Annotated in this window: 20 protein-coding genes and 1 pseudogene; 13 read left to right on the top strand and 8 right to left on the bottom strand. The window is 56.1% G+C overall.

Going from position 1 to position 24,576, the window contains the following annotated elements:
* Positions 1 to 13 precede the first annotated feature (13 nt).
* Both nadE and EKM04_RS03865 read right to left on the bottom strand, forming a co-directional pair.
* A complete protein-coding gene (gene nadE, locus EKM04_RS03870; RefSeq protein WP_183897238.1) occupies positions 14 to 835 on the bottom strand; it encodes an NAD(+) synthase in 822 nt (273 codons plus the stop codon).
* Between the two features lie 101 nt (positions 836 to 936).
* Positions 937 to 2,265: an Nramp family divalent metal transporter gene (locus tag EKM04_RS03865; RefSeq protein ID WP_183897237.1), complete on the bottom strand. Its 1,329-nt coding sequence runs from the start codon at positions 2,263 to 2,265 to the stop codon at positions 937 to 939.
* Between the two features lie 424 nt (positions 2,266 to 2,689).
* Between EKM04_RS03865 and EKM04_RS03860 the strand changes: the two genes are divergently transcribed.
* The gene (locus EKM04_RS03860; protein WP_183897236.1) at positions 2,690 to 4,450 is read left to right on the top strand and encodes a peptidoglycan D,D-transpeptidase FtsI family protein; all 1,761 of its coding nucleotides are present in this window, start codon (positions 2,690 to 2,692) and stop codon (positions 4,448 to 4,450) included.
* Between the two features lie 264 nt (positions 4,451 to 4,714).
* Here EKM04_RS03860 and EKM04_RS03855 read toward each other — a convergent pair whose 3' ends face one another.
* Both EKM04_RS03855 and EKM04_RS03850 read right to left on the bottom strand, forming a co-directional pair.
* Complete coding sequence (locus EKM04_RS03855) at positions 4,715 to 5,221, bottom strand: copper chaperone PCu(A)C (protein WP_183897235.1); 507 nt, start codon at positions 5,219 to 5,221, stop codon at positions 4,715 to 4,717.
* 136 nt (positions 5,222 to 5,357) lie between these two features.
* Positions 5,358 to 7,931: a heavy metal translocating P-type ATPase gene (locus EKM04_RS03850; protein ID WP_183897234.1), complete on the bottom strand. Its 2,574-nt coding sequence runs from the start codon at positions 7,929 to 7,931 to the stop codon at positions 5,358 to 5,360.
* A gap of 143 nt (positions 7,932 to 8,074) precedes the next feature.
* On the opposite strand from EKM04_RS03850, the gene EKM04_RS03845 reads away from it, so the two are divergent.
* The 4 genes and pseudogenes from EKM04_RS03845 to EKM04_RS03830 all read left to right on the top strand — a co-directional run.
* Positions 8,075 to 8,509, top strand: coding sequence for a YqaA family protein (locus tag EKM04_RS03845; RefSeq protein ID WP_113169962.1), 435 nt, complete (start codon positions 8,075 to 8,077; stop codon positions 8,507 to 8,509).
* Between the two features lie 242 nt (positions 8,510 to 8,751).
* Positions 8,752 to 9,192 (top strand): NmrA family NAD(P)-binding protein, encoded by a 441-nt coding sequence (locus EKM04_RS03840; RefSeq protein ID WP_234911005.1) that lies wholly within the window; start codon positions 8,752 to 8,754, stop codon positions 9,190 to 9,192.
* Positions 9,189 to 9,446 (top strand): Rossmann-fold NAD(P)-binding domain-containing protein, encoded by a 258-nt coding sequence (locus tag EKM04_RS03835; RefSeq protein WP_234911004.1) that lies wholly within the window; start codon positions 9,189 to 9,191, stop codon positions 9,444 to 9,446. Before EKM04_RS03840 ends, EKM04_RS03835 begins: the two co-directional genes overlap by 4 nt.
* A gap of 37 nt (positions 9,447 to 9,483) precedes the next feature.
* Positions 9,484 to 9,753, top strand: a pseudogene (locus EKM04_RS03830) (DinB/UmuC family translesion DNA polymerase); the annotation flags it as partial.
* 350 nt (positions 9,754 to 10,103) lie between these two features.
* Here EKM04_RS03830 and EKM04_RS03820 read toward each other — a convergent pair.
* Positions 10,104 to 10,295 carry a hypothetical protein gene (locus EKM04_RS03820; RefSeq protein WP_113169845.1) on the bottom strand — a complete coding sequence of 64 codons (192 nt, stop codon included), beginning with the start codon at positions 10,293 to 10,295 and terminating at the stop codon, positions 10,104 to 10,106.
* A 101-nt stretch (positions 10,296 to 10,396) separates the two neighbouring features.
* Here EKM04_RS03820 and EKM04_RS03815 point away from each other — a divergent pair, with 101 nt between their 5' ends.
* A complete protein-coding gene (locus EKM04_RS03815; RefSeq protein WP_113169846.1) occupies positions 10,397 to 10,957 on the top strand; it encodes a type II toxin-antitoxin system VapC family toxin in 561 nt (186 codons plus the stop codon).
* Between the two features lie 224 nt (positions 10,958 to 11,181).
* Positions 11,182 to 13,464: a DNA cytosine methyltransferase gene (locus tag EKM04_RS03810; RefSeq protein ID WP_162734007.1), complete on the top strand. Its 2,283-nt coding sequence runs from the start codon at positions 11,182 to 11,184 to the stop codon at positions 13,462 to 13,464.
* A 7-nt stretch (positions 13,465 to 13,471) separates the two neighbouring features.
* Here the strand turns inward: EKM04_RS03810 and EKM04_RS03805 are convergent, their stop codons facing one another.
* The gene (locus tag EKM04_RS03805) at positions 13,472 to 14,149 is read right to left on the bottom strand and encodes a hypothetical protein (RefSeq protein WP_113169848.1); all 678 of its coding nucleotides are present in this window, start codon (positions 14,147 to 14,149) and stop codon (positions 13,472 to 13,474) included.
* 496 nt (positions 14,150 to 14,645) lie between these two features.
* Between EKM04_RS03805 and EKM04_RS03800 the strand changes: the two genes are divergently transcribed.
* From EKM04_RS03800 to EKM04_RS03775, 6 genes are all read left to right on the top strand, one after another.
* Entirely contained in the window at positions 14,646 to 15,167 is a 522-nt protein-coding gene (locus EKM04_RS03800) for a hypothetical protein (protein ID WP_113169849.1), read from the top strand.
* 364 nt (positions 15,168 to 15,531) lie between these two features.
* Complete coding sequence (locus EKM04_RS03795) at positions 15,532 to 16,377, top strand: hypothetical protein (RefSeq protein ID WP_113169850.1); 846 nt, start codon at positions 15,532 to 15,534, stop codon at positions 16,375 to 16,377.
* A 9-nt stretch (positions 16,378 to 16,386) separates the two neighbouring features.
* Positions 16,387 to 18,711 (top strand): TnsB C-terminal domain-containing protein, encoded by a 2,325-nt coding sequence (locus EKM04_RS03790; RefSeq protein WP_113169851.1) that lies wholly within the window; start codon positions 16,387 to 16,389, stop codon positions 18,709 to 18,711.
* A gap of 10 nt (positions 18,712 to 18,721) precedes the next feature.
* Positions 18,722 to 19,819, top strand: coding sequence for an ATP-binding protein (locus EKM04_RS03785; RefSeq protein ID WP_162734008.1), 1,098 nt, complete (start codon positions 18,722 to 18,724; stop codon positions 19,817 to 19,819).
* On the top strand, positions 19,816 to 21,675 hold the full coding sequence (locus tag EKM04_RS03780; protein WP_183897233.1) for a TniQ family protein: 1,860 nt from the start codon (positions 19,816 to 19,818) through the stop codon (positions 21,673 to 21,675). The genes EKM04_RS03785 and EKM04_RS03780 overlap by 4 nt, the downstream gene beginning before the upstream one ends.
* Before the next feature lie 420 nt (positions 21,676 to 22,095).
* The gene (locus tag EKM04_RS03775) at positions 22,096 to 22,641 is read left to right on the top strand and encodes a hypothetical protein (protein WP_183897232.1); all 546 of its coding nucleotides are present in this window, start codon (positions 22,096 to 22,098) and stop codon (positions 22,639 to 22,641) included.
* Positions 22,642 to 23,094: 453 nt separating this feature from the next.
* Here the strand turns inward: EKM04_RS03775 and EKM04_RS03770 are convergent, their stop codons facing one another.
* Both EKM04_RS03770 and EKM04_RS03765 read right to left on the bottom strand, forming a co-directional pair.
* The gene (locus EKM04_RS03770; protein WP_327786366.1) at positions 23,095 to 23,457 is read right to left on the bottom strand and encodes an endonuclease domain-containing protein; all 363 of its coding nucleotides are present in this window, start codon (positions 23,455 to 23,457) and stop codon (positions 23,095 to 23,097) included.
* A gap of 332 nt (positions 23,458 to 23,789) precedes the next feature.
* Positions 23,790 to 23,990: a hypothetical protein gene (locus tag EKM04_RS03765; RefSeq protein ID WP_183897230.1), complete on the bottom strand. Its 201-nt coding sequence runs from the start codon at positions 23,988 to 23,990 to the stop codon at positions 23,790 to 23,792.
* Positions 23,991 to 24,576 lie beyond the last annotated feature (586 nt).

Below are 24,576 nucleotides of genomic sequence, written 5' to 3'. Positions count from 1 at the left end.
TCTCAAAGGTGCCTCACCCTATCGGATCCGCAGGTAGGGAACGCTTGTGGGCAGTGGATCTATACGCCGTAAGAATGCGTTTCAGCGAGTTGTCGCCGATCTCCCTGCCTTCGAGAAAATCATCGATCTCCGCATAGGTGACACCATAGACATCCTCGTCGGGCTTGAGCGGTGCGTCGGATTCGAGGTCGGCTGTCGGCACCTTGAAAACCAGATCCTCCGGAGCGCCGAGATGCTGCGCGATCGCCCTTACCCGGCGTTTGTTGAGACCCGAAAGCGGCAGGATGTCGGCGGCGCCATCGCCGAATTTCGTGAAGAAGCCCATCAGGGCCTCGGCTGCATGGTCGGTTCCGATGACAAGGCCGCGGGCGCCGCCTGCCAAGGCATATTGCGCAATCATCCGTTGGCGGGCCTTGATGTTTCCAAGATGGAAATGAAGGCGTTCACCTGAGACGAGATCGTCGGCATCGCGCCGCACCTCGGCCATCATGGCGTCGGCGGCGGGCTTGATATCGATCGTGACCGTACGGTCGGGGCGGATGACATCAAGCGACTTCAGCGCGTCGGCTTCGTCGGCCTGCTCGCCATATGGAAGCCGGACCGCGATGAACTCGGCCTTGTATCCGCCGTCCCGCAACCGCTGCACCGCGCGCTGCGCGAGCATTCCTGCCGTGAGCGAATCCACGCCTCCGCTGATCCCGAGAACGAGCGCCCGCATCGAGGACGCCTCAAGGTAGTCTGCGAGAAACTCCCAGCGGCGAGCGGCTTCGGTCGCGGCATCGAAGTCGCGGGACACTCCGAGCTCCTCGATGATGCGGGCGCGTTCGTCGAGCATATCTATCCTCCGATTGAAATCACTGATCCACGAACGCATATTCCGCCTTCCTGGTTCAGTTTCTACAACCATTCTTTTGTCGTTGCAGGTGGACTGGAACGCTAGGAGCTGACGAAATCGAACAGGAGCTTGATGTTCAGCAAGGCGATCACCACGGCGATAAGCCAGGCAAACGACGTGAGCCAAAGCGGTGCCTTGAGTTCCCCCATCTTCGCGCGATCAGAAGTGAACATCACGAGCGGAAATACTGCGAAGGAAAGCTGGAGACTGAGGACGACCTGGGTGAGGATCAGTAGCTGCCCGGTGCCGCTGTCTCCGAATGCGATGGTGACACCCGCGGCGGGAATGATGGCTATCCCCCGCGTGATCAGGCGGCGAAGCCACGGCGCTAGCTGTATCTTGAGGAACCCTTCCATGACGATCTGGCCAGCAAGGGTCGCGGTCACGGTCGAATTGATGCCGCAGCACAAAAGCGCGATCCCGAACAGCGTCGGAGCTATGGCAAGGCCCAGCAGTGGGGCAAGCAGATTATGGGCTTCGCCCAGTTCCGCAACGGACGTCTGTCCGGTCTTGTGGAAAGTCGCCGCGGCAAGGATGAGGATGGAAGCGTTGACGAGCAAAGCGAACATCAGCGCGACAGTGGAGTCGATCGTCGCGAACTTCAGGGCTTCGCGCTTCTCGGGAAGCGAGTGGCCGTAGTTGCGGGTCTGCACGATTCCGGAATGGAGATAGAGATTATGCGGCATGACCGTCGCGCCGAGGATGCCAAGCGCAAGATAGAGCATGTCCGGGTTGGTGACGATCTCGGTGGTGGGCGCAAAGCCGAGAATGACCTGGCCCCAGTCCGGATCGGCAAGCACGATCTGGATCGTGAAGCAGACAGCGATCACGCCGAGCAGCGTTATGACGAGCGCCTCGACCCAACGGAAGCCGAGCTTCTGTAGGTACAGGATCAGGAAAACGTCCAGTGCGGTGATGATGACCCCGAGTTCCAGCGGGATGCCGAAGATGAGGTTGAGGCCGATCGCGGTGCCGATCACCTCGGCGATGTCTGTCGCGATGATGGCGATCTCGGCGAGCAGCCATAGAACCATGGCCACTGGCTTTGGGAAAGCGTCCCGGCACGCCTGCGCCAGATCCCGCCCGGAACCGATGGCAAGCCGCGCGCAAAGCGACTGCAGAACGATCGCCATGATGTTCGAGACAAGCGCCACAGTGAGCAGTGCGTATCCGAACCTCGATCCGCCAGCCAGCGACGTGGCCCAGTTGCCCGGATCCATGTATCCGACTGCAACAAGATAGCCGGGGCCGAAAAAGGCCATTGCCCTGCGGAAGGTGCCTGATCCCGCAGCAACTCCGATGGAACGGTGAACATCCGATAGAGATGCCTCACCCACGGTCCGCCGCCAGCCTTTGATCGGTTTGTCCATAGCCCCGCCTCGCCTTAATAGCCCTTGCTATATTGCAATTGCAAATCATTCGCATTAATCGACGGCGTTGGCAAGACGATATCCTTTGGTGCGTTCAGCGCTGGTATTTTCCTGAATTCGCTGATGATGATCCACTTCCCCGGTCAGATCGAAGACCGGATTTGGAAGTCCTTCAGAAAACATCGTGTTGCGTTTGTCAGCCTCTCCCGCTCCGCGACGGGCTGCGTATCAACATCCACGACGGGCGAGGATAACGAAACGTTAATCAGTTTTATGCAATTTTAAGTGTATATTAATGCAAACTTCATTGCGGTTGGTGTCGTGCCAAATCCTCGATTGGTTTCAGACCCGCCAGGTGCAAACTACACATCGGCGGACGGTCTGGGCTGCTCATGGTCAATGCTTTCGGAGATGACGGTTAGATATGATAGGCTTTATCGTACGGCTTAACCGCCGCGCCCATTTCAGTGTGGAATCTAGAGTCAAGCCTGTTACTAAAGCCTTTGTCGGCACATCCGAACGCCGCAAGCGTGATAGTCGACAAAGGCTGACCTTCCTGATTGCAGGCTTTGCGGTGATGTACATTGTCGTTGGCGCACGTCTCGTCCAGTATGGCCTGAACGACCCGGTGGTGACGGGATCCATTCATCCTAGCGCCAATGCCGTCGCAACGCGCCCGGACATTCTCGATCGTAATGGCGAGCTTCTAGCGACCGATATCAACACCGTGTCGCTCTATGCGGAACCGCGACGTATTGTCGACGCTGACGAGGTTGTGGAGAAACTTGCAACCGTGCTGCCAAACCTTGACTGGAGCGACACGCACAGGAAGCTCCGATCCGGTTCCGGCTTTCAGTGGTTGCGCCGCCAGCTCACGCCCCGGCAGCAGTCTGATATTCTTGCGCTTGGGATTCCCGGCATAGGTTTCCGTCCGGAGAAGCGACGCTTCTATCCGGGTGCTGCCACCGCCTCCCATATTGTCGGCCATGTCAATGTCGACAACCTCGGTCTTGCGGGTATGGAGAGGTACATCGATCAGCAAGGTTATGCCGACCTTCGAGCGACGGGCCTGACGAACGATACCAGGCTCGAGCCTGTGAGGCTTTCGATCGACGTCCGCGTCCAGCATATCGTTCGCGAAATCGCGGCGCGCGCGATGACGAACTATCAGGCAGAAGCGGCAGGTGCCGTCATCCTCGACGTGGAAACTGGAGAGGTCATCGCCATGGCCTCGGTGCCCGACTACGATCCGAACCAGCCGTCGCGCACCCTCCCCGATGGCTCGGTCGACAAGGAATACGAAAAAGGCTGGTTCAATCGGATCAGCAACGCCACATTCGAGATGGGCTCAACGTTTAAAAGCTTTACGCTTGCCATGGGTCTGGACGCCGAGAAGATCACCTTGAATTCCGTCATGGATGCGTCCCGCCCCATCCGTATGGGCGGATTCACGATCAAGGACTTCAAGGGAAAGAACCGACCGCTATCGATCCCGGAGGTGTTTCAGTATTCATCGAACATCGGAACTGCGGCTGTTGCCGACAGGGTCGGGATAGAGGGGCATCAGGAGTTCCTGACGAGACTGGGGCTGCTTTCCAAGATGGAAACGGAGATGCCCGGCGTAGCGACCCCTACCCAACCCCGGACGTGGAAGAAGATCAATTCCGTCACGATCTCGTTCGGCCACGGCGTAGCCACCACCCCGCTCCAGACCGCCGTCGCTGCCGCAGCTCTGATCAACGGCGGTAACCTCATGAACCCCACCTTCCTTCCACGTTCGAAAGACGATGCAGCACTGGTTTCCCGCGCCGTCATCAAAGAGAAGACCAGTGCGGACATGCGGTTCCTCTACAACTGGAACGGCCTCAAGGGTTCTGGCCGAGGCGCTCAGGTCGAAGGTTTCCATGTGGGTGGCAAGACCGGGACTGCTGACAAGGTCATAAATGGCAGGTATGCCAGCGACATCAACTTCAACGCATTTGTCGCTGGCTTTCCGATGGACAAGCCGCGATATGTCGTGCTGACAATCATCGATGCGCCGAAAACAGGTGTGAACGGAGGAAGGACTGCGGCTTCCACCGCAGCGCCGATGACCAAAGAGATCATCGAGAGAACAGCCGCCTTGCTTGATGTGAAGCCCCGGTTCGGAGGTGAAACCAGCCCTCAAATGCTGATCAACTACTGACGGGCTACGGGACCATCATGCATGGTTGGTTCTGTGACGGGCGGGAACTGTCTCATCTCCGCTTTCGAGTAAACGCCAGTTTGCCCCGTCACGCCAAGAAAATCATGAAACTCCAGCTATGCTTTTGACTTGAGGTGTGCCCTTGGCAAGTATCCGCCGATTAGCGACACAATGAATTTCCAGACATCTCGAAGGTGACGAAGGCGCCCGACCTGTTCCTGGGAGACACCTTCAGACCCCTTCGACCTCCGCTCTCGCGCAAATTCACTGCTTGGTGTGGGCACCATGATCTTGGGAAGCCGACGGGGCCTGCGCCTTTGACTGAACCACGAACTCGACCTCGACGGGACCGGCCTTCTCGAACTGCAGAGTAGCCTTGAATTTCTCCCCCTCGCCTGGGCGCTGCCTGGGGTTCACGAGCATGATGTGCGCGCCGCCCGGTCTTAGGCTCACGGTCTTCCCAGCCTGGATCTCGATGCCCTGCTTCGCGGGTCGCATGCGCGCGACCCCGTCGACCAGTGTCGACTCGTGCAACTCCAGACGTTCGGCGGCAGGCGTGCTGCCGCCAACAAGCCGATCGGCTTCCGCTCCGGTATTGACGATCACGAGATATGCCCCAAGTACGGGCGCCACCGGAGGGGCCTTGGCTGACCAAGGGTGCTTCAGTTCGAGGGTGCCCGCCTTGAAGTCATGTGCGTCGGAGGAGACGGGAACGCCTGTCGCGGCGAAGATCGCCGCGATCGCCGCAGAAGTAATGATCCTGAGCTTCATAAGTCCTCTCCATTCTCGCGGACTGCCCGCGTTCTTGAACCAGTTCGAGCGGATTGCCCCTCACGCCGAGCATGGCCGAGGGGGGTCGGCTATGCTTGAGATATCCCGGCAACATACCAGCGGAGAACGCGCTTCCTCAACGAATTGGGCGAAGCAGGCGCAGCGCGTTCATGGTGACAAGCACAGTCGCACCAGTGTCAGCAAGAATTGCTGGCCACAGCCCGGTGACACCAATGATAGTCGTGACCAGAAAGACTGCCTTGAGACCAAGCGCGAGGGTGATGTTCTGGAAAATGTTGCGCATTGTGCGCTTCGAGAGATCGACCATGAGGGCGACATCTCCGACCCTGCCATGCAGGACGGCAGCATCCGCGGTCTCCAGGGCCACATCGGTCCCGCCGCCCATTGCAATCCCGACATCGGCTGCAGCCAACGCAGGGGCATCATTGATGCCGTCGCCGACTTTTCCGACCACGAACCCTTCCGCCTTCAACTCGCCGACGATCCGCTGCTTGTCCTCGGGCATCAACTCAGCACGAACCTCGATTCCGAGCTGGGCGCCGATGGCCGTCGCCGTCCGATTGTTGTCGCCAGTCAGCATCACGGTCTTGATGCCGGCGTCTGTCAGGGCCTTGAGGCCTGCCACGGCATCGGCCCTCGGCTCGTCGCGCATGGCGATGGCACCAGCGAGAACTGTACCGATCACGAGCACGGAGACGGTCTTCCCCTCGTCGTTGAGAGAGGTGATCGTCTTCGAGTGCGCCATCGGGATCGTCGCCCGTTCCGCAGCGGCCTTGGGCGAGCCCAGGAACACCTCCACCCCGTCGATCAACGCGGTCACACCCTTGCCGCCGAGCGCCTTTGCATCGGTCGCAACCGGAGCATCGATACCGTCCTCGTTTGCCTTGTCCAGAATTGCCAAGGCAAGCGGATGGCTTGATCCCATTTCGAGTGCGGCAGCATACCGTAGGATTTCATCGACCTTGCGGCCAAACGGCACAATATCCGTCACCTTTGGCTTGCCTTCGGTGAGTGTACCCGTCTTGTCGAAAGCTATCGCTGTGAGTTTGCCAAGCCCCTCCAGAACAGCACCGCCCTTGAGAAGCAGACCGCGGCGTGCACCTGACGACAGCGACGCGGCAATGGCGGCTGGTGTCGAGATGACGAGCGCGCATGGGCAGCCAATGAGAAGCACGGCAAGACCCTTGTAGATCCATTCGCTCCAGTCACCGCCGCCAAGCAGCGGAGGAATGACCGCGACAAGAGCAGCAACGACAACCACACCCGGCGTGTAGTAGCGGGAAAACCGATCGATGAAGCGTTCTGTCGGAGCCTTGGACTCCTGAGCCTCCTCAACGAGGCGGACAACACGCGCAATGGTGTTGTCGGCAGCCGCTGCTGTCACTCTGACGCGTAGTGCTGCATCACCATTGACGGTACCTGCAAAGACGTTGTCGTCGATGACCTTGCGAACCGGAACGCTTTCACCCGTAACAGGAGCTTCGTCGATCGAGCTCTCGCCTGCAACGATCACACCGTCGGCCGATATACGGTCGCCGGGTCGGACGAGGATGATCGAGCCCACTGCAAGCGTCTCGGCAGGAACCTCGCGGGTCTTCCCATTTTCCTCCAGCAGAGCGGTCTTGGGCACCAGCGCCGTCAGCGACTTGATGCTGTCGCGCGCCTTGCCTGCGGCCACGCCTTCGAGGAGTTCACCAATCAGGAACAGGAAGACGACCGCCGCAGCCTCCTCGGTGGCGTCGATGATCAGCGCGCCTACGGCGGCGATCGTCATCAGCATCTCGATGGAGAATGGTGTTCCCGCCCGTGCCGCCATGAAGGCGCGGCGGGCGATCGGAACGAGACCGACCATCATTGCCACTATGAACGCGTATCTTTCTATGGAAGGAAACAGATGGCCGACACCGTATGCAAGCACGAGCGCGGCACCCGCCATTATAGTGAGACGACCCTTCTTGCTCTTCCACCATGGACCTTCAGACGGACCATGGTCGTGGCCGTGAAGACCTTCCATGTCGGCCTCCCCGGTCTTTGAGCCATGATCGTGGCCCTCATGCAAGCCGCTCTGGCTCGACGACGTTGCCTTCTTAACGATGGGAACAATCGAATAGCCGAGAGCGGAGACCTGTTTCTCGATAGCCTTCAAGTCTGCGGACTGACCATGCTTGACTGTCATCGTCCCGGAAGTGACGGAGACGGACACGTCCTCGACATCATCTATCCTCCTGACTGCAGTGTCGATCTTTGCGGCGCACGAGGCACAGTCCATACCGCCGACGCGGAAGCGCGCCTGCAGTGGTCCGGGCGTGCCGACCTCTTGCTGCTGGACCGGATCGGATTGTTGGCCGTGTTCATGTCCAGCTTGATCATGGGAATGGCCGGAATGGTCGTGACCTGAATGATCGTGGTCGTGCGAGCAGTCTGGGCCGTGGATATGGACGGTTTCGGCAGCACCTGCCTTCGCCTTTGCCTGAATGGCTGTCGCATCGTATCCGAGCCCGGACAGTTTCTTCGCAATCGCGTCAAGATTGCTCGTCTCGTCGTGCTTGACCGTCATCGTTCCGGCAGTGACCGAGACGGACACATCTGTTACACCCGGCATGCGCCTGACGGCAGTATCTATCTTCGATGCGCAGGACGCGCAGTCCATGCCCCCAACGCGAAATCTCGTCTGCAGCGAATCGCTCATCTCGGAATCCTCACTATCACTGGGAGGAGTTCTACGACCTCTAGCTGCTAGAGGTGCAAGAAGAAAATTTGCGACTGCGCTAGTTCTTTTGGTGCCGAAGGACAATTATCGCTACATTGACGCATCGTCAAAGACAGGCATCACTGACATTGACAGTATATATCGGTCTTTTCTTTACGGCTCTGATTGCCGCAACCATCCTGCCCGCTCAGTCCGAAGCCTTGCTGGTCGTCCTGCTGGTAACGGGCGAGTATTCCGTGATCGCACTGATTGCCGTCGCAGGTGCCGGAAACATTCTCGGTTCGGTCATCAACTGGACATTGGGCCGTGGACTTGAACGGTTTCGTGGCCGTCGCTGGTTTCCGGTGTCTGAAGCGACTCTTGAAAAAGCCCAGCGGTGGTATCAACGCTATGGAAAGTGGTCGCTGCTTGCGAGTTGGGTTCCCATCATAGGTGATCCGATAACCATCGCGGCAGGCGTGTTGAAGGAACCCCTGCCGATGTTCATTCTTCTGGTGTCCATCGCCAAGATCGGTCGATATGCTGTTCTGGCGATGGTGACATTGGGACTGGCATGACATGCTGCCGTGGATCGTAGACTTCAAGAAAGACATCTACTTCGCCTTCGCCGATCACATCAAGGCGTTCGCAGGCGGTGGCCGCCGGATGCGTTTCTGATTTTTCTTCCGATGGCTGTTACGTCTGGGTCCGCCATCTGCAGCATTGTCGACTAACTGCAGTATCACCCGTGTACCTTCCTTTCTTCGTCGGCCTGACTTGCCAAATAGCGGCAACACAGGATTTTGAAGGATTCAGATCGATGAACACAACAGCCTCCACCGTGAAGTCTCGGAACATTCTTGTCCTCGGGACCGGGGAACTCGGCATGCCCGTTCTGCGCAACTTGGCTCTTCGCGCCAAGGACGTCGAGGGCGCGAAGAGCAGCGTTTTTCTGCGCGCCAGTGCTGTTGTATCAGATGTGCCGGCGAAGCAGGGCGACATCGCTGAAATCGGAGACCTTGGCATCGAGATCGTCGAAGGTGATTTGATGAAGTGCTCAATCGACGAACTGGCGTCTCTTTTCTCGAGGTACGACACCGTCATCGGCTGCGCTGGCTATGCGGCTGGGATTAATACACCGATGAAGCTTGCAAAGGCGGCGTTGCAGTCCGGTATACCGCGCTATTTCCCCTGGCAGTTCGGTCGATTTCGAAGCGATTGGTCGAGGCGGTCCGCAGGACGTCTTCGACGCTCAACTTGATGTTCGTGAACTTCTTCGCTCATGGCAAGACTCAGTGGGTCATCATCTCCACCGGCATGTTCATGAGCTATCTCTTCGAACCGGATTTCGGCGTCGTTGATCTGCAGACGCACACAGTCAACGCCCTCGGCAGTTACGACACTGCTGTCACGCTGACCACACCCGACGACATTGGTGCTCTCACCGCTGAAATCGTCTTCTACGAGCCGACCATTAGCAACGAGATCGTCTTCCTTGCCGGGGATACTATCTGACCTGAGACCCTCTTCCCTCCAGTTTTCAGGAGAGTCTTTGGCCGAAAAGGTCTGGCGTTATTGTGAAGCACACGACATCACCGGAAAAACGGTGACTGTCAAAATCAAATATTCGGACTTTACCCAGGCGACACGAAGCAAGACACTGGTCTCAGGTATTACAAGCGTCGAGATGCTCATCGATGCCGCTGAAATTTTGCTCGCGTCTGTCTTTCCATTCAAAAGACCAATCCGGCTTGTCGGCGTCACACTGTCATCACTCAGCAACGAGGGCGGACAAACCTCACAGCTAGAACTCGGCCTGTGATCGCCGGGCCGAGACGCAGACTGCTTGAAAGAGGTTTCCTACCCCACCGCTTCTAGTTTGAAGCCGCGTCGTCTGGTTGAGGGCAAAGGTTCACCACAAAACTCACCACTTTCGCAGAAGACATTTCACAGGGTTTAAGAGTGGGACTCCTCCCTGATGCAAGATAAAAGTTGAACGAAACGACGTCGTTACCAGAGAGCTGCTCGGCGTAGAGCCAGATGCGTCTTTGATCGTTGGATCGGCGCACTGTTACACCCCACCTATCACCTTCGAATTCCACCGTGCAGAAACCCGTAGGGAGACGCGCTAAACATCGCTGGAACTCTAGCAAGTCGTCGTGGGGCCAGAGACTAGAACTTGTCGTCGTCATCCAGAGTACCTGGGAGTTTTGCCCAATCCTTTACAGGCATCTTCCCCGTGGGGCTAAACGTCAGGACGAAGTGACCATCGACATCCTCTATGATCTGCGGACCGTCTTTCGACGCGTCGAACAGCTCTTTCGGGTCACTTTCCGCTCGCTGCCGAGTCCACGCCTTATTCATACGAGTTGGTACCTTCAAAGTCCCATGAGACCAAATATTTTGACGCCGGTTCAATTGTACTGTTTTCTGCCGACAACGGCAAATCGATCGTTGGAAAGACGATGCTAAAACAGGATGCTAAATCCAATAGGCGGATGCTGCTTCTGGACACGACGATCCTCAGCGCTCGTGCAAGGAAGCGTCCACCTGAAGGCCTAAGAGATTGGCTGGCGGAAGCCTCCGAAGTCGCCCACCTGTGCATATGCTTTCCAGTTCTAATGGAGATAAAGCGCGGTCTTTATCTTTCAAGAGACGAGGACACAAAAGCTCGTGTCCTACGGGCGATTGAGGATATTGAACAATCGGATTTCTTCTATTTGGGGTTGGGGCGTGAAACGGAAGACATACTTGCGCAGATGATGGCTAGTCCGGCGCTCAAGAAGTTTTGGTTTCCCAACCCCGCCCAAAGACGCCAAAGGGTAAGTCACGACTTGATGATCTCAGCGGTCGCAATCACCTACGGAACGCCCATCGTGACGACCGACGGAGATTTTGCGGAGATCGACCGTTACTTCAGCCTTCCAGGCGTCTACAACCCTTTGACAGGAAAATGGGTAGTGATATCCGTTGAACCCATCGAATTGCCCAGAATAAAAGGGTCCTTAGCTGATCCAACAATGTAATCCGACCACACCTCTGTCTCAGCGAGATAGAAGCCGTCTGTGTAGACCCCTGGTAGCCCAACCTCGTCCTGAAAGGGACGTCTCCGGGATTAATTTTCCGTACGATGACAAGTCGTGCCGGTGGCACCGCTAATCGTGTCAATTCATGGTTCTTTCACTTTAGCTTTTTGGGTTAGTTCAACCTTTGGATGGTACAGGTCGCCCATGCCTTTCGGAGCCGCTCCATGACCACCAACCAAATGCTATTCGATCAGAAAGCCAAACTGTCCAAGATGGCGAACAAACTGATCTCGATAAATAAAGAAATCACGAAGCTGTACGTTGACGCCGCGCTTTGTTTAGATGACCTAGCTGGACTGGATTCGGCGCAAGTCCAGACATTCCTGTCGATGCACGCCAATATGTCCCTCCGGGAGATCGAGCAGCTACAGAAGACTGCAGCCATCTTAAGTCCAAAATCGTCTCCCTTCTCTATTCATCGAGAACTTCTGATCGGCAGCGGCATTTCGATCGCCGCGATCAACGAGTTCGCAGAGGCTACCGAGGTCGCGCAACGCGAAACCATCCGCCTCCTCAACAAATCGAAGGTTCTGCGTGCCGACGAAGTAAAAAATGTTCGAGATGCAGACAGGGAATGCGCGAGGTCAGAGGCAAGTCGAAAAGCCGTGCTGAGTTCTTACTCCACCGATGTGACAAAGCGGAAGATTGAAAGATTGGAGCGCCAAAGCGAATCCATCGCGCTTGACCTCCAAACTTTTCAGGAATCATGGAATCACGGCGAATTCGACGAAGACGAAGAACTGCATGCATTCTGTCACAAAAAACTGGCTGCCGCAGCGGTCGAGGCTATGGCATCGTACACTGATGTGTTCGGTGACACACACACGCTCCTCGAATCGTCCGACGTCGAAGCACGGCAGCTAGCGGCACCATATTTCGCTCTTCGTCAGTTGGCTGACGGAAAGTTCGGTATGCGTGGTGGCCTGGATTTGCTGCGGGACATCGGCGAAGGTCGCCTGTCTCTACTTGAAGCGCTGTCGCCGCTGCTCTCCCACGAGGCGTTCCCAGCGGGGACTGACTCAAGGCTGGAAGTTCTGGAGTTATGCGCCGGTGCCGGTGGGATGTCGATCGGGCTTCAGGCCGCGGGATTCAAGCATGTGGCGCTTTTTGACAAACACAACCCGGCTGTCGAGACTCTCAGACATAACCAGCCTCACTGGCCTGTCACCAAGATCAATGTGAGAGAGCTCGGCGAGAAGGAGCTTTCGAGGTTCCGTAATGTCGACCTTTTCGCTGCCGGCCTTCCTTGTATGCCGGGTGCAAAGCACTCTCGCAGACCTGACCTCTATCCTGAAATGATCGATATCATTCGCATGATATCGCCGAAGGCATTCATATTAGAGTGCGACGCCGGGGCCAGAGAGAAACACCCTTTTCTGCTGCTTCGTGCCGGAATCGTAAATACCCTGACAGCGTGCGATTACAACGTCGCCGACTTTCCGCTCGACACCAAGGAGTTCGGACTTCCTCACTCAACCGACCGGCACTTCTTCGTGGGTATCCACAAGGACTTTCCCCGTCTTTTCGAGAAACCGCAGATCATGACGGACAGCATTGAAACTATAGCGGAACGGCTCAAAAAGAACTCTTGGTATACGGCGCCACCGCCCGGATACATCAAAGGTACCGGGCAAGTGCTCGCCGAGACGATCGCGCCATACGAGACCGAAAGTCCAAATGATGAAAAGCAGGAGTTCTACAATAGTTGGATAATGCGGTGGTGCGCCGATCACCGCATGTCGATGCTTCCTGACATCCCATCGAAGCAAACGACTGACGCGCCCAAATCCCAGGCGGGCCGTCTGCAAGTAAAACGCAAAGCAGAGGCGGAATCATGGTTGAAGGCCGGTTTTCTGGGACCGCGCGTCGTAGAAGAACCGCCATCTCTGGATGAGGTTAAGGACACAAGCTTCAAACCGCGCATCACGTTCGCAGCCTTGGCGGCTGCACAGGGCTTTCCGCCGGAATGGCAGTTCCAGGCGGAGGGACAAAACCAAAGATTGGCTATGATCCAGGCGGCCTTACCTCCGGTCATGGCGCGTATGGTGGGACTGGCCGTGCGAAGCGCGCTGACTGGTGAGGTCTTCGATCTCGACAGTGAGGTGAAGATGCCGGTAATCGACCCTTCAAAAATAGGTCCGCAACGCGCCGTCACTCCGCAACCCATTAGATCCGGAACGCTGAGACTGAACGCTCGTCGACGTCGCGGGCCAAGGCCTGTCGATCTGCCTAGGGACGATCTATATGAAAAAGCTGTGCGAGTCCTTCGCGGGGAGTATCTCAACGAAGTGGAGCGAAATCACAAACGGAGAGCTGGGGTCAGGCGTGCAATGGTTCTCGTGAAGGAGGAATGGCAGCGCGATGAAGAGGCCGAACGTCTTCGTCGCGAGCTTGAGGACATCGCCGCCTGGGAGGCCTCTCCGTATCCGGAAGAGGCACCAGGTTGAGGAAGTCCTACCGCGGGAAGCCGGCTTCCCGTTCTTGCCCGAGGATAACCCTGCAGAGATCGGTAGAGTCGTTCTGCCAAAACACAGCGACCTTTTCTTGATTGATATAGATCGGCGCCCAAGGACTACCAGCACTCATCGTTATGTTCACTTCCCGCCCTTCGTGGTCTTCGAACGATAAAGCCTCGACGACCATCCCTCCATCGAGAAATGGAAGTCTTTCGATTTCCACGTCGGAAAAATTCTGAACGAGCGAAAGATATGCATCTCCACAGTTCGAGTTTACAAGGCAATTCGGCGCTCTTGTAGCGTCGGGGATCAGTTCACGCTCGTCGATGAAAGCCGAGAGCCACTCGAACATCGCGTCGCCTTCCCCCTCGATCTCATGACGAGTTTCCCTGTGATACTTCCACGACTCCCACCCCGTATCTCCCAGCACGCGTCTGCTGTAGACGTACTCGCTCATGTGAGCATGCTTCCACGACGCCTCCGACAGCCCTGAAATGCTCTTATCGTCGAAGATGATCTCAACTGGCGACGAGAAGACATTACCCTTGACCGGAACTAGACCGATAGCGAACGACGTGCCTGAACGGCGCGCGATCGGCTTATGTCCAATGCGGCGTAGCGTGGGCCCAAGACGATCTTGTATTTCGTCAAGCCGATTTCTGATGAACTTGGCCATATTTCCCTCCAATATTTTAAGAGAGGATTCGGTCGAGTCTTGCAAGACACAAGCAAAGATTCGTAATTGTTGACAATTATCGAAATTGATTCCCTAGATATGTTGACAATTCGGCAATGTATAAACGAACAATTCGCCTACGTACGCGCGCGTATACTTCATAAAATTTGATAACTGGCGTCAATACATAGAAGAAAATTTAATTTTGTGGACTTTTTACTTATTTTTAGATAACTGAATCAGCGTCTTCATCCAGTCATCTCGGGTTCGTGGCATGAGAGTTCATCGAATAAGGTTCTCCATAATAGCCTGACAAAGGCTGCGCCGGCTGCACTGCGCTCACGATCTGTTCGCCATCAAGGATGGCCAACATTAGAAAAACCTAATTAAATATCCCGTTTTCGTTCCGTAAGCACAAAATCGAAGTGGTCGCGCACTGCTGTTTCGAACGCTGCTAAAAGGTCCCTGAACGCAGGAGAAACGAGCCGCTGAACCGTTGAACATCTACGGCGTGGCGCGCGGGATGAAGGAGACCAACATGGACAACAAGTATTCTCACCACACGCTCTGCATGCCGATTTTCAAACCCCAGGTCGAGGAAATCTTCCAAAGGCTTGTTCAGGCGAGCCTTCGCCTTGAGACGCACGCCAGCAAAGCGCGCCGCTTAGGGACGCTGTCCCAATTCGATGCTGCGGTCGCCTCTTGCGTAAACGGTTTGAAACACCAGTCAGTCCGTTACCACTATCAACGGCTGGAACGGGCGGTTCTAGAAGAGTTCGGAAACGCCGGTATGTTGCCTTCCGAACGCACGTTCCGACGCCGCGTAGAACGCGCGCAGATCGCTGTCGCCACCAACCTCCGAGCTGAGAAATCGAAAAGACGGGGAGCAGCATACCGTTCGAGCCTGGGTGCCGACATTGCCGTGTTCGATGGCCGGACTTTTGGTTCGGCACTCCGGAGCATCGAGATTCCAGACCTTGACGACGTGATCCCTAAGGCTTCGGCAACCGATCGGTAGGCAACGATGCCACTCGACCAAGACTTCGAAGAGCCTCGCCGCACATCATAGCGGTGCCTTCCGAAAATTGACTGCAAATCATCAGTGACCCGACCACGACGTGGCCGGGACAGGAAACCTGCGCGCTCGAAAGGAGCCCTCGATGAACTTCGTCTCCATCCACCATCACCCCATTTCCGCAGGTGCCTCGGGTCAGGCACATGACTTCGCGTTCCGCGCGCGTCGCCGCCCCAACTAGAAACGACACTGGCATCCGGTGCCCACCTTACCTTCCGAAAGTGCGGCGCCTTCCCCCTTCATCAACATTCCCAAACCGACCATCCTTCCTGGTCGGCACGGGGAAACGCACGCCCAAGGAGCTGCAATGACCCGCATTCGACAGATCATCCGTTACATCAAGGAACTGGAATCCGGCTACGACCGGACCTTGGAAGCGATCCCTTCCGAAACACTGTTCCTTCGTGCCTCGCAACCAGTCTCGGGACAGTATCTTCCTTTCGACGCCTCCGGTGTCGACGACGAAGGACTCGAAGACCTGATTAGCATTCCTACCGTCTGGAAGCCGACCGAGGAGCCGACGCCGTCGCGCTGGTACCCAGCCCGGACGAAGTCCCACAGCCGCGGAAGTCTCGTCAACGGCAAGACGAGGAAGGCAATCACGTTCTCGAGCACATATGAGCGCAATCTCGCTTACATGATGTGTGCGTCCAAGCACGTCGTGCTCGTCGAAGATCAGCCTTCGGCAGTCCTAATCCGGCAGGAGGACGGCACTTCACAGCACACGGTCGATTATCGGGCCACCATGTCGACGGGAACCGTGATCGTCGTCGGGGTTAGACCATCCGACATGCTCGAAAAGGACGGCTTGGCTTTCACGATCGGTACCCTCGACCAGAACTTACCACATGGCTTTGCCGATGGCGCTACCATCATCACCGAAAAGGAAGCCACGGACGCACGATGCTGGAACGCGAAGAGTATCCTTCGAGCCCTCAAGCACTCCTCCAAAACCGACAACGACCGTCTGCGGGATTATGCATCGCGCTTTCATGGCACCGTCCACATCCGCGACCTTCTGGCGGGTTGGGGAATTCCCGCCCACGGCTGGAACGCGGTCTGGTGCCTTATCCATGACGAGATCCTCGAACCGGTCCGGCCGGATCTCATGCTCGTCGACGCCCCCTTCGTCAAATTCAATCACAAAAACTGAGAGATAAGCATGCAACCCGATCTAAGACAGCTTCTCGCTCTCCAGCACAACCCCGCGTCGCTTCCATACGTCCGGCTTCCGGAAAATGCCCGGATCAAGGACCTCGGCATCGAGTACTACGTCCTCCACTGTGACCGTAATGGGGCAGTGCTGCGTCGCACGGACGAGACCAACGCGAACGTAAGCTTTACCCAGCCCGAACTCAATGAAAGGCTAAATCGCCCCGGCAATCCTATGACGGTCGAGTTCGGCTATTTCGGAAAAAGTCCGGCTAAGGCTCGTCTTTCCGGCTCCAGCAGCCTGTCTACCTTGACACCAAACGATCAGGAGGACGTTCTCCGCAAAGAATTCTTTGTCCGCAGATTTTTCGAACTTCGATCGGAGTTTCTTGAGAAGCGGCGTCTCGCCCGCATCGACGGCATGCCGATGCCAGCCGTCGTGAGCAAGTCGCGCGAGCCACTCCTCCGTATCATCCCGCAGATCGCCCTCGAGTGGCGGGACATGCAGACTAGCGTCAAGGGCGCGAAAGCTCTTACCTACCGAACGAAAGCCACCCTCGCTCTGTTCGAGCCCAAGCCTTCCACCGTCAAGAGCTGGATTCTCGAGATGGAGACGAACGACTTCAATCCCATCTGCCTCAGAAATGACTACAGGCGCGACCGGCCGGAGTATTTCACACCGGACGAGTTCGTACATCTCAGCGAAGCCATCGGCGAGGCTTGCTCGCGTACAAGACCGGATCTGGCGGCGATCCATCGCGAGATGGAGCGGAAGATCGAGGCAGAGAACAAGTTCCGCGGACCGAATGACCAGCTTCGCATCCCGTGCGAGGAGACGCTCCGCAACCGCTTCAACGCGCAGCCGGAAATGTGGCGCGATCTCGGTCGCAACGGGAAAGAGGCGGCGCGTCGGGAATGGCAGCCCGAGCACGGCGGCCTTGATGTTATCCGCCCACTTGAACGGGTAGAATGCGACGATCACGAGACAGACCTTCAGACGCTCCTCGTGAAGGTCGGCATCTGGAAAACGCTTTCTAAAGCACAGAAAAAGAAGATCAAACGACTCCGCCTCACCATTACGGCGATGATCTGCGTGGCAAGCCGGGGAATCGTCGCCCTCCACGTAACCTGCGAACCCCCTTCCCTCAAATCGGCCATGACCGCCCTGGAGATGTCGACACGCGACAAGACCGAAATTGCCCGACGCCTCGGTTGCCAGTCTGCTTGGCCCCAGGGCGGGACCCATGAAACCGTGGCGACGGATAGCGCGATGTATTTCGCGCACCGACCCTATCGAGTCGCCCTGAACGACGCCGGGATCGAAATTTTTCTGCCTCGCGCGGGCGACGCCTCCTGGCGCGGCTTCATTGAGCGCTGGTTTCAAACATTCAGTCACCAGATGTTCAATTACTTCGATGGTCGAACCTGGTCGTCTTCCGACGAGAAGGGCGACTACGATGCAGAAGCATACGCAAACATGGTAGCTGATCAGGTCGCCGAATGCATGATCCGCTGGTGCGTCGACGCCTATCATAACGCGCCGCATTCAGAGCTGAACGGGGCGACGCCGCTCAACACTTGGTATGAGCTCGCAGGTGTCCACGGCGTCCAGCCGGGTCCGACCGGCACCTTACGCACCCACCTGTTCGGAACCTACGTGACCCGCAAGGCCTCCAAGAAAGGCTACCGGGTAGCGGGTCTCTACTTCCAGAGCAAGGAGCTCCAGCAGATGCGCCGGAAGAAGAACAAAGCCCCGCTTCTTGGGCGCGTTAACAATCATAACCTGGGCGCCATTTCGGTTTTGACGCCGGACGGCTGGATCGAGGTCCCATGTGTCCATTCCGAACTGGAAGGCGTGAGTATCTGGCAGTGGCTGGCGGCGTCCGAACGCCTGAAGCTGTTCAACGCCGAAAACGGGAAAGCTTCCCGGCAGACCATGCTCGACACATTTGGCTGGCTCAAACAGCAGGCGGACATGGCACGGCTCGAGGCCGGCCTCGTCAACCCGGTTCTGACCGACGATGACTATCTGCGCTTCGAGAAAAAGATGGATCATGTCTTCGACATCATGGACAGCCCCGTCAAGGGTGAACCCCGCCCGGTCGGCGAGTGGCATCCGTCCGACGAACTTTTCGCGGCCTTGCGCATCGAGCCTGTGGTCTACGCCAAGACACGGACAATGAAGGAACTCCGCCAGGAAGCAGAAGCGGGTGGCCGCCCTGCGATTGGGATGGCTCCAGAGAACTCGACTTCAAACCAATCATCTGCCGACAATGACGACCAAGAGACGTCGCCCGTCCGCATCATTAGCAACGACATCTTCGATGACGAATAGGACATCCAACATGGCTAGATTTGACAAGGAACATGAGGCGCGACGCAGTCAGGCTGCGATCGACCGTATCCGCGGCCTGCTCGGCGAGGAGCGGCTGACGGTGGCCGACCGCATCTCGCTGATTTACGCCGAGTATATTCCACTCACACGTGACGAGCTGTTGCAGGACGCGCTGAAAGCGATGGTGGCCAGCGTCGCGACGCCAATTACCGGCGCACCGGACAAGCGTAGGATTGTCGCCGTATGTGGCAATTCCGGTGCCGGCAAGACAACTGCAGTCATCAAGCACCTACAGAGCTTGAAGGCCACGGCCTCCTATATCGATGAAGACGGCGTCCAGATCCATCCATTGATATGCTTCGAGTGCCCTTCTCCATGCACACCAAAGCTCGTCGCGCTGACCGGGATGAAGGCCTTGGGCATCGCCGCCAGTCCCAATTTGCTTGAGCACAAAGCTTGGGAAGAGTTCCGTCGGCTCCTGAAAGTCCATAAGGTGATGTGGATCTTCATAGACGAGGCTCAGCACGCGATCGAGACGGCTACGCTGCGCGAAGAAACCGTCATCGGAAACTCTCTGAAAGGACTGACGCAGATGCCCGACTGGCCCGTGCGTCTTATTCTGGCAGGAGTGCCGCCTCTCGCTCTCTTCCTCGCGCGCAAACAGCTCTACAACCGACGTACAGTGGTGCCGTTCGAACCGCTCTCCATCTCCGGGGACGACGACCTCATCGGTACATTGCTCGCCACCGTGGCGACGAAGCATGGTGGACTGAAGATGGACATAGATCTCCAGGATAGGGAAAAAGCCTTTCGCGAGCGTCTCTCGCACTCCTGCGAAGCGGAGTTCGGTTCCATCATTCAGATGATCCGCGGAGCGGTCGAGCTTGCGCTTCTCGCTGGACGCGACTCCATTTCTCTCAAGGATTTCGTCGATACCTATGCGTCCTTTTCAGGGTGCCGACCGAACAGAAACATTTTCTCGGCCTCCAACTGGCAGGATCTTGAGCCTTCACTCGCGCTGCTGAGGGAAGAGGATCGGGCCTGGGTAGACGCGCGTCTTAAGGCGAAAGGCAAGAATGCCACGAGATATGGAGTACGACCGCAATGACCCGACTGGCTGAGTTACTCCCCTTTAACGAAGGGGAATCCCTTATGAGCTACTGCTCCCGTCTAGCTGCGGCCTGCGGATATGAAAACGCTCGCGTATTTACAACCAGACTTGGTTTCACATTCAGCGGGCTTGCATTGGGTCGCGAGGAGGCCGTTGCCCGATTTGCATCAGCACTCGGAACGTCTAAAACGTCGCTTGCACGCGGCCTTGTCACGAGAGCGGATCCGTTTTGGACAATCTCCGGAGAGCGCTTCAGCCGCGCGATGGTGCGCAGAGCCCATCTGAGAGTTTGCCCTCACTGCGTTCTCGAGGACGAACACGCAGCCGCTGGTCGTCGTGGCTTCCGAGCCTTCGGCAGGATTGAATGGCTGGTGGGTCCGGTAAGCGTTTGCAGGGAGCACGAGAGCTCAATTTCCACGTTCAGATCGGACGAGCCCCTCCAATATCTAGAAAACGATTTCGCTGGGAAGCTTTCGTTCTTCAACAAGGAGATTTTGGCCCTCGCCGGAACCAAGGCTCGATTTAAACCGGACGCCTATCAAGGATATGTCGAAGGACGTCTTCGTTCAGGTCCCAAAGGAGACCGCTGGCTGGACAGGTTCCCAATCCACGTGGTTGGACGGATCTGCGAGGCCGTCGGACTCGTTGAACAGTTCGGCATCAATGTGCAGTATGGAAAGCTGGAGGAGCTCCAAGTGGCGACTTCTGCAGCATGTGGTTACGACATGATCCACGCCGCAGAAGCCAATTTTCAGGCGTTTCTCGAGAGGTTGGCTGGGCGCTTTCAGCAAACCGATTCGGATATAAAAGGGAAAGGCCTTTTTGGCTATATGTACCACGTCCTGGCGGCGGCGACGCCAACGGAAGAGTATGAGCCGTTTCGGAAGGTGATGCGCGAGGTCACCTTGAATACCATCCCGCTGGGTAAGGGTGCTGAAAATCTCGGGCCGGTTACAAGCCGAAGATTGCATTCCGTGCACTCCGCCGCTTTGGAATACGACCTACAGCCTCTACGTCTTCGCAACCTACTCATCTTGAGCAAAAAAGTGGGCGTCGAATGCGCAAGAAAATCTTATCACCGGATCGTCCTCGATGTTGATGAAATGGAGAAGTTCTGCCTAGAGGTCAAACAAGCGCTCAGCTTTAAGGAAGCGGTAGCTGCGCTCGGGACGGAACGATCGCAGCTAGCGAGCATCGTAAACTTCGGCATTCTCCATCGTCTCGAAGACGCCGTGGCAGGCGTTAGAGATCCAAGCAAAAAGGTTCATGTAACGGCAACGATGTGCTTCCGGCGCGCCGACGTCGAGGAGTTGGGTCGCCGCCTCGACTCGCTTCCACCGTGTCCACCTATGGAAGACTGCGTAAACGTAAGCCAGGCTGCCAAGATGGCTAACTGCAAGAATGGCGAGGTCGTACGTCTTCTCCTCGATGGAGAGCTCGACATCGCACGGATTGAAGGCAGATCAGGTTTGGCCGCCATCGCCGTGAACCCTTTTGAGGTTCGCAAAAAGACGCAGGGTTTCATACATAGCTGTCTAACTCTCCGCGATGTCGAGCTGGCGATCTCGTCGTCCCATAAGGTTGTCAACGCGCTCATCGAAGATGGGCACCTTGCCTCGGTGAAACGGAAGAACCCATGGAAGCGGCACTTGCAGACTGTCGTAGAACCTGACGAGTTAACGCGCTTCATCGAAGCCTTCGTATCTTCGGGCACGCTGGCCTATCGCAACCGCAAGACACCCGCAGGAATCGAGCGGTGCCTGGCCGAGGCTGGCATCTTCCCGGAATTCATAGCATCGAAGAAAAAATTCTATTCCGTCCTTGATGTGAAAGACTTTCCTTTCCTTCCGTAAGTATTGAAAAATTAGAGCCGGGAATTTCCGGCTTTTTTCTTGGCTTGCGCAGTTGGCCAGTTCTAGTTTCCAATATGGACAGAGTTACATCCAATATTTAAATCCGCATGCGGTTTTTCAATAATTTACAGGTGGATTGGCCAGTACTAGGTTGGTTTTCACAACTATTAGACATGGCCAGAGCTCGCGCTGGCCATGTCCCTGACGGTCAAAAAAATCAACGGGATAGCAAACCCATGCATGACCGTAAAACCCCAAGAACAATACCCAAAGTTGTCAAAGCAGCTCTAAGAAGGGAGGTCGGCTTCGGATGCCCTCTTTGCGGCAATCCGCATCTAGAATATCATCATTTCGATCCTCCATGGCGTGAACGAAATCATCATGAAATTGAAGGAATGATTGCGCTTTGCGGGCGTCATCATGATGAAGCGGATACTGGAGCATTCCCAGGTTAGTGGTAAGTTTAACTGGAGAAGAAAACACACTGTTTTTAGATGCGGAGGAAACTACGCCTATCAATGTGACGCTATGCTTACGGCATGCGGAATAGACATAATATATTTTGAAAAAGACGACGATGGCTTTGATACACTATCAATGAATATTTACGACATATGCTTTAATAAGATCGCTGAGATGCGAAAGAACGATTGGATTTGCAGAAATAATGTTGATGAGATTGAAGCAACCCCGAGAACGCCTAAAATTTTAATAAAATCTGAAATACATAGAATAAATTTGGAGTTGGAATTTAAATCAAAAGAAAATATGGAATATCAAGAACTACAGGCTGCTCAACGCCTGGGGGTTCCGCCAGAGGAAGATTTATTACTCGTAACATTAACAGGCAGCTTTCCTGCCCCCTGCTATGCACAAATGACGCACGACAATCTGATAGTCAATGGAAAGCTGAGTTTCTCAAAAAACTTATTCAGTAACACGGGAAAAGCAATAGTAATCGGGTAGTTACAGCTCTAGAAATCACAGTTCCTAAAGTTATCTAGCAAACCACATTGTATAATCGAAATTCTCTTCAGCCTTTAAGGGGCGAGGAAATTGCGCAAACGGCGCGGCATCCGCCCTATCTCTCCCCTTGTGGGAGAGAAAGCAATTTCAACATCTTGAGCACCGCTCAAGTGTTAGAAATTGCAAGTGAGGGGTCCAAGCCCCACCCGCGAACCTAAAAGCCACAGCACACTGTCCCTCAGCGCCAGACACCACCCCTCACCTGAAAAATCTATGACTTAGCAAAGCTAAGACCATGATTTTTCTTCCTCTCCCACAAGGGGAGAGGTAACCCTGCCGTACCACCGAAAATCTCGTCTGCTGTCGAAGTCGCGAACATGCGCAAAAGGCGCGGCATCCGCTCTATCTCTCCCCTTGTGGGAGAGAAAGCAATTTCAGCATCTTGAGCACCGCTCAAGTGTTAGAAATCGCAAGTGAGGGGTCCCGCCCCGCGCTTTGACGCCCCCGCAAACGATCCAAGATACTCAGACAGACAAAATCCAGGTTCCTCTCAATCTCATCGTTCCAGAACCGCATCGTGACAAAGCCCTCATCGCGAAAATACGCGTCGCGCCTGCTATCGGCGTCGCTTTCCGCATGCTGCGCGCCGTCCACCTCGATAATCACCTTCGCGTCGAAGCAGACGAAATCAATGATGTAAGTGTGCATCGGCACCTGACGCCGGAACTTGAACCCTTCCAGCTTCCCACCCCGAAGGGCCTGCCACAGCATATTTTCCGCCCGCGTCGAATCCTTTCGCATTCCTCTGGCGCGCATTCGATTTATGGGCGGCGGGTGATGGTGGTGGGCCATAAAGGTGCCTCGATGTGTGGTCAGCGCAAGAATGCACCCCTCACCTGAAAAATCTATGACTTAGCTGAGCCAAGCTCATGATTTTTCGTCCTCTCCCGCAAGAGGAGAGGCAACCCGTGGCACCCTCGAATTTTTCTCTGCTTGTGACGATCGTTGAGATAGGGCGAATGGCACGGCACCCACCCTCTCTCTCCCCTTCTGGCAGAGAGAGCAATTTCAACATCTCAAGCATCGCTTAAGTGTTAGAAATCGCAGGTGACGGGTCTGTCGCCTCCGCAACCAGAAGACGACGACAACTAGCTCCGACGCGCTTCCAGCCGCCGTTTATCCCGTTCGACATACTCGTATCCCATGCTCGTCAACCGAAACTGGCGTTTCTGGAATTCACCGCGGATCTGGATGAAACCCTGTTCTTCGGCTTCATAGAGCGTCTTCAGACCCACCCCTTTCGGCGGGGTCTGCCAGTCGGTGCCGACGGCGCTGTGCAGCAATACCATAATCTTTATAATGTCGGCTCTCCATGGCTATGCCGCAAATGTGGCCGGTGGCCATCGACTGTCGTCGCAGTTGGTTTCTGTAGCGTAATGGCCATGGGGTTGGCAACGGCGATGTGTTTTTGATGGCTGGGTCAAATTCTTGTGGATCGGAATGCAGAACTTACCGCTCTGTTTTTCCCAGCCAGAAAAATTACTTCCAAACGAAATCAATACCTTACCCGAAAATCGCAAAAAATAGCAAAAAACACGCCGCAGTTTTCTCCACGGCTTGCGAATCGCCCGCGCACTGGTCCCGTTCCGCCCTCGGATACACCGCAAGGCGTTGCGGCGAGGCGGAACCGGCGCTGGTGGTGAGGGGGTACGCAACCCCTCATCGCCGGGGTCCGGCAGCGAATCCCCCCGGCGGCAACGGGTGGGGCGTGGCACCGGTTTCGGACCGGCCGGTGCACCGCCCCCGATGTTCGGACCGGATCGGCATGCCTGCCTCGAATATCCAGACGGGTTTCGAGATCCAGGCAGTGCCGCTCCTGTCCGTCCGCCGCCGGGTGTACCGACAGCTCATCGGCTCCTGGTCGAACGCGACCGC

The sequence above is a fragment of the Rhizobium skierniewicense Ch11 genome (genome assembly GCF_023757665.1).
GTDB classification, from domain to species: Bacteria; Pseudomonadota; Alphaproteobacteria; order Rhizobiales; family Rhizobiaceae; genus Agrobacterium; species Agrobacterium skierniewicense.
This window is presented reverse-complemented; position numbering and strand designations above follow the sequence as displayed.

Excerpts from the sequence above, each read along its gene's own strand:
- nadE (WP_183897238.1), bottom strand. The coding sequence starts at position 835 with ATGCTCGACGAACGCGCCCGCATCATCGAGGAGCTCGGAGTGTCCCGC.
- EKM04_RS03865 (WP_183897237.1), bottom strand. The coding sequence starts at position 2,265 with ATGGACAAACCGATCAAAGGCTGGCGGCGGACCGTGGGTGAGGCATCT.
- EKM04_RS03860 (WP_183897236.1), top strand. The coding sequence starts at position 2,690 with ATGATAGGCTTTATCGTACGGCTTAACCGCCGCGCCCATTTCAGTGTG.
- EKM04_RS03855 (WP_183897235.1), bottom strand. The coding sequence starts at position 5,221 with ATGAAGCTCAGGATCATTACTTCTGCGGCGATCGCGGCGATCTTCGCC.
- EKM04_RS03850 (WP_183897234.1), bottom strand. The coding sequence starts at position 7,931 with ATGAGCGATTCGCTGCAGACGAGATTTCGCGTTGGGGGCATGGACTGC.
- EKM04_RS03840 (WP_234911005.1), top strand. The coding sequence starts at position 8,752 with ATGAACACAACAGCCTCCACCGTGAAGTCTCGGAACATTCTTGTCCTC.
- EKM04_RS03820 (WP_113169845.1), bottom strand. The coding sequence starts at position 10,295 with ATGAATAAGGCGTGGACTCGGCAGCGAGCGGAAAGTGACCCGAAAGAG.
- EKM04_RS03815 (WP_113169846.1), top strand. The coding sequence starts at position 10,397 with ATGCTAAAACAGGATGCTAAATCCAATAGGCGGATGCTGCTTCTGGAC.
- EKM04_RS03810 (WP_162734007.1), top strand. The coding sequence starts at position 11,182 with ATGACCACCAACCAAATGCTATTCGATCAGAAAGCCAAACTGTCCAAG.
- EKM04_RS03805 (WP_113169848.1), bottom strand. The coding sequence starts at position 14,149 with ATGGCCAAGTTCATCAGAAATCGGCTTGACGAAATACAAGATCGTCTT.
- EKM04_RS03795 (WP_113169850.1), top strand. The coding sequence starts at position 15,532 with ATGACCCGCATTCGACAGATCATCCGTTACATCAAGGAACTGGAATCC.
- EKM04_RS03790 (WP_113169851.1), top strand. The coding sequence starts at position 16,387 with ATGCAACCCGATCTAAGACAGCTTCTCGCTCTCCAGCACAACCCCGCG.
- EKM04_RS03785 (WP_162734008.1), top strand. The coding sequence starts at position 18,722 with ATGGCTAGATTTGACAAGGAACATGAGGCGCGACGCAGTCAGGCTGCG.
- EKM04_RS03780 (WP_183897233.1), top strand. The coding sequence starts at position 19,816 with ATGACCCGACTGGCTGAGTTACTCCCCTTTAACGAAGGGGAATCCCTT.
- EKM04_RS03775 (WP_183897232.1), top strand. The coding sequence starts at position 22,096 with ATGATGAAGCGGATACTGGAGCATTCCCAGGTTAGTGGTAAGTTTAAC.
- EKM04_RS03770 (WP_327786366.1), bottom strand. The coding sequence starts at position 23,457 with ATGCGCGCCAGAGGAATGCGAAAGGATTCGACGCGGGCGGAAAATATG.
- EKM04_RS03765 (WP_183897230.1), bottom strand. The coding sequence starts at position 23,990 with ATGGTATTGCTGCACAGCGCCGTCGGCACCGACTGGCAGACCCCGCCG.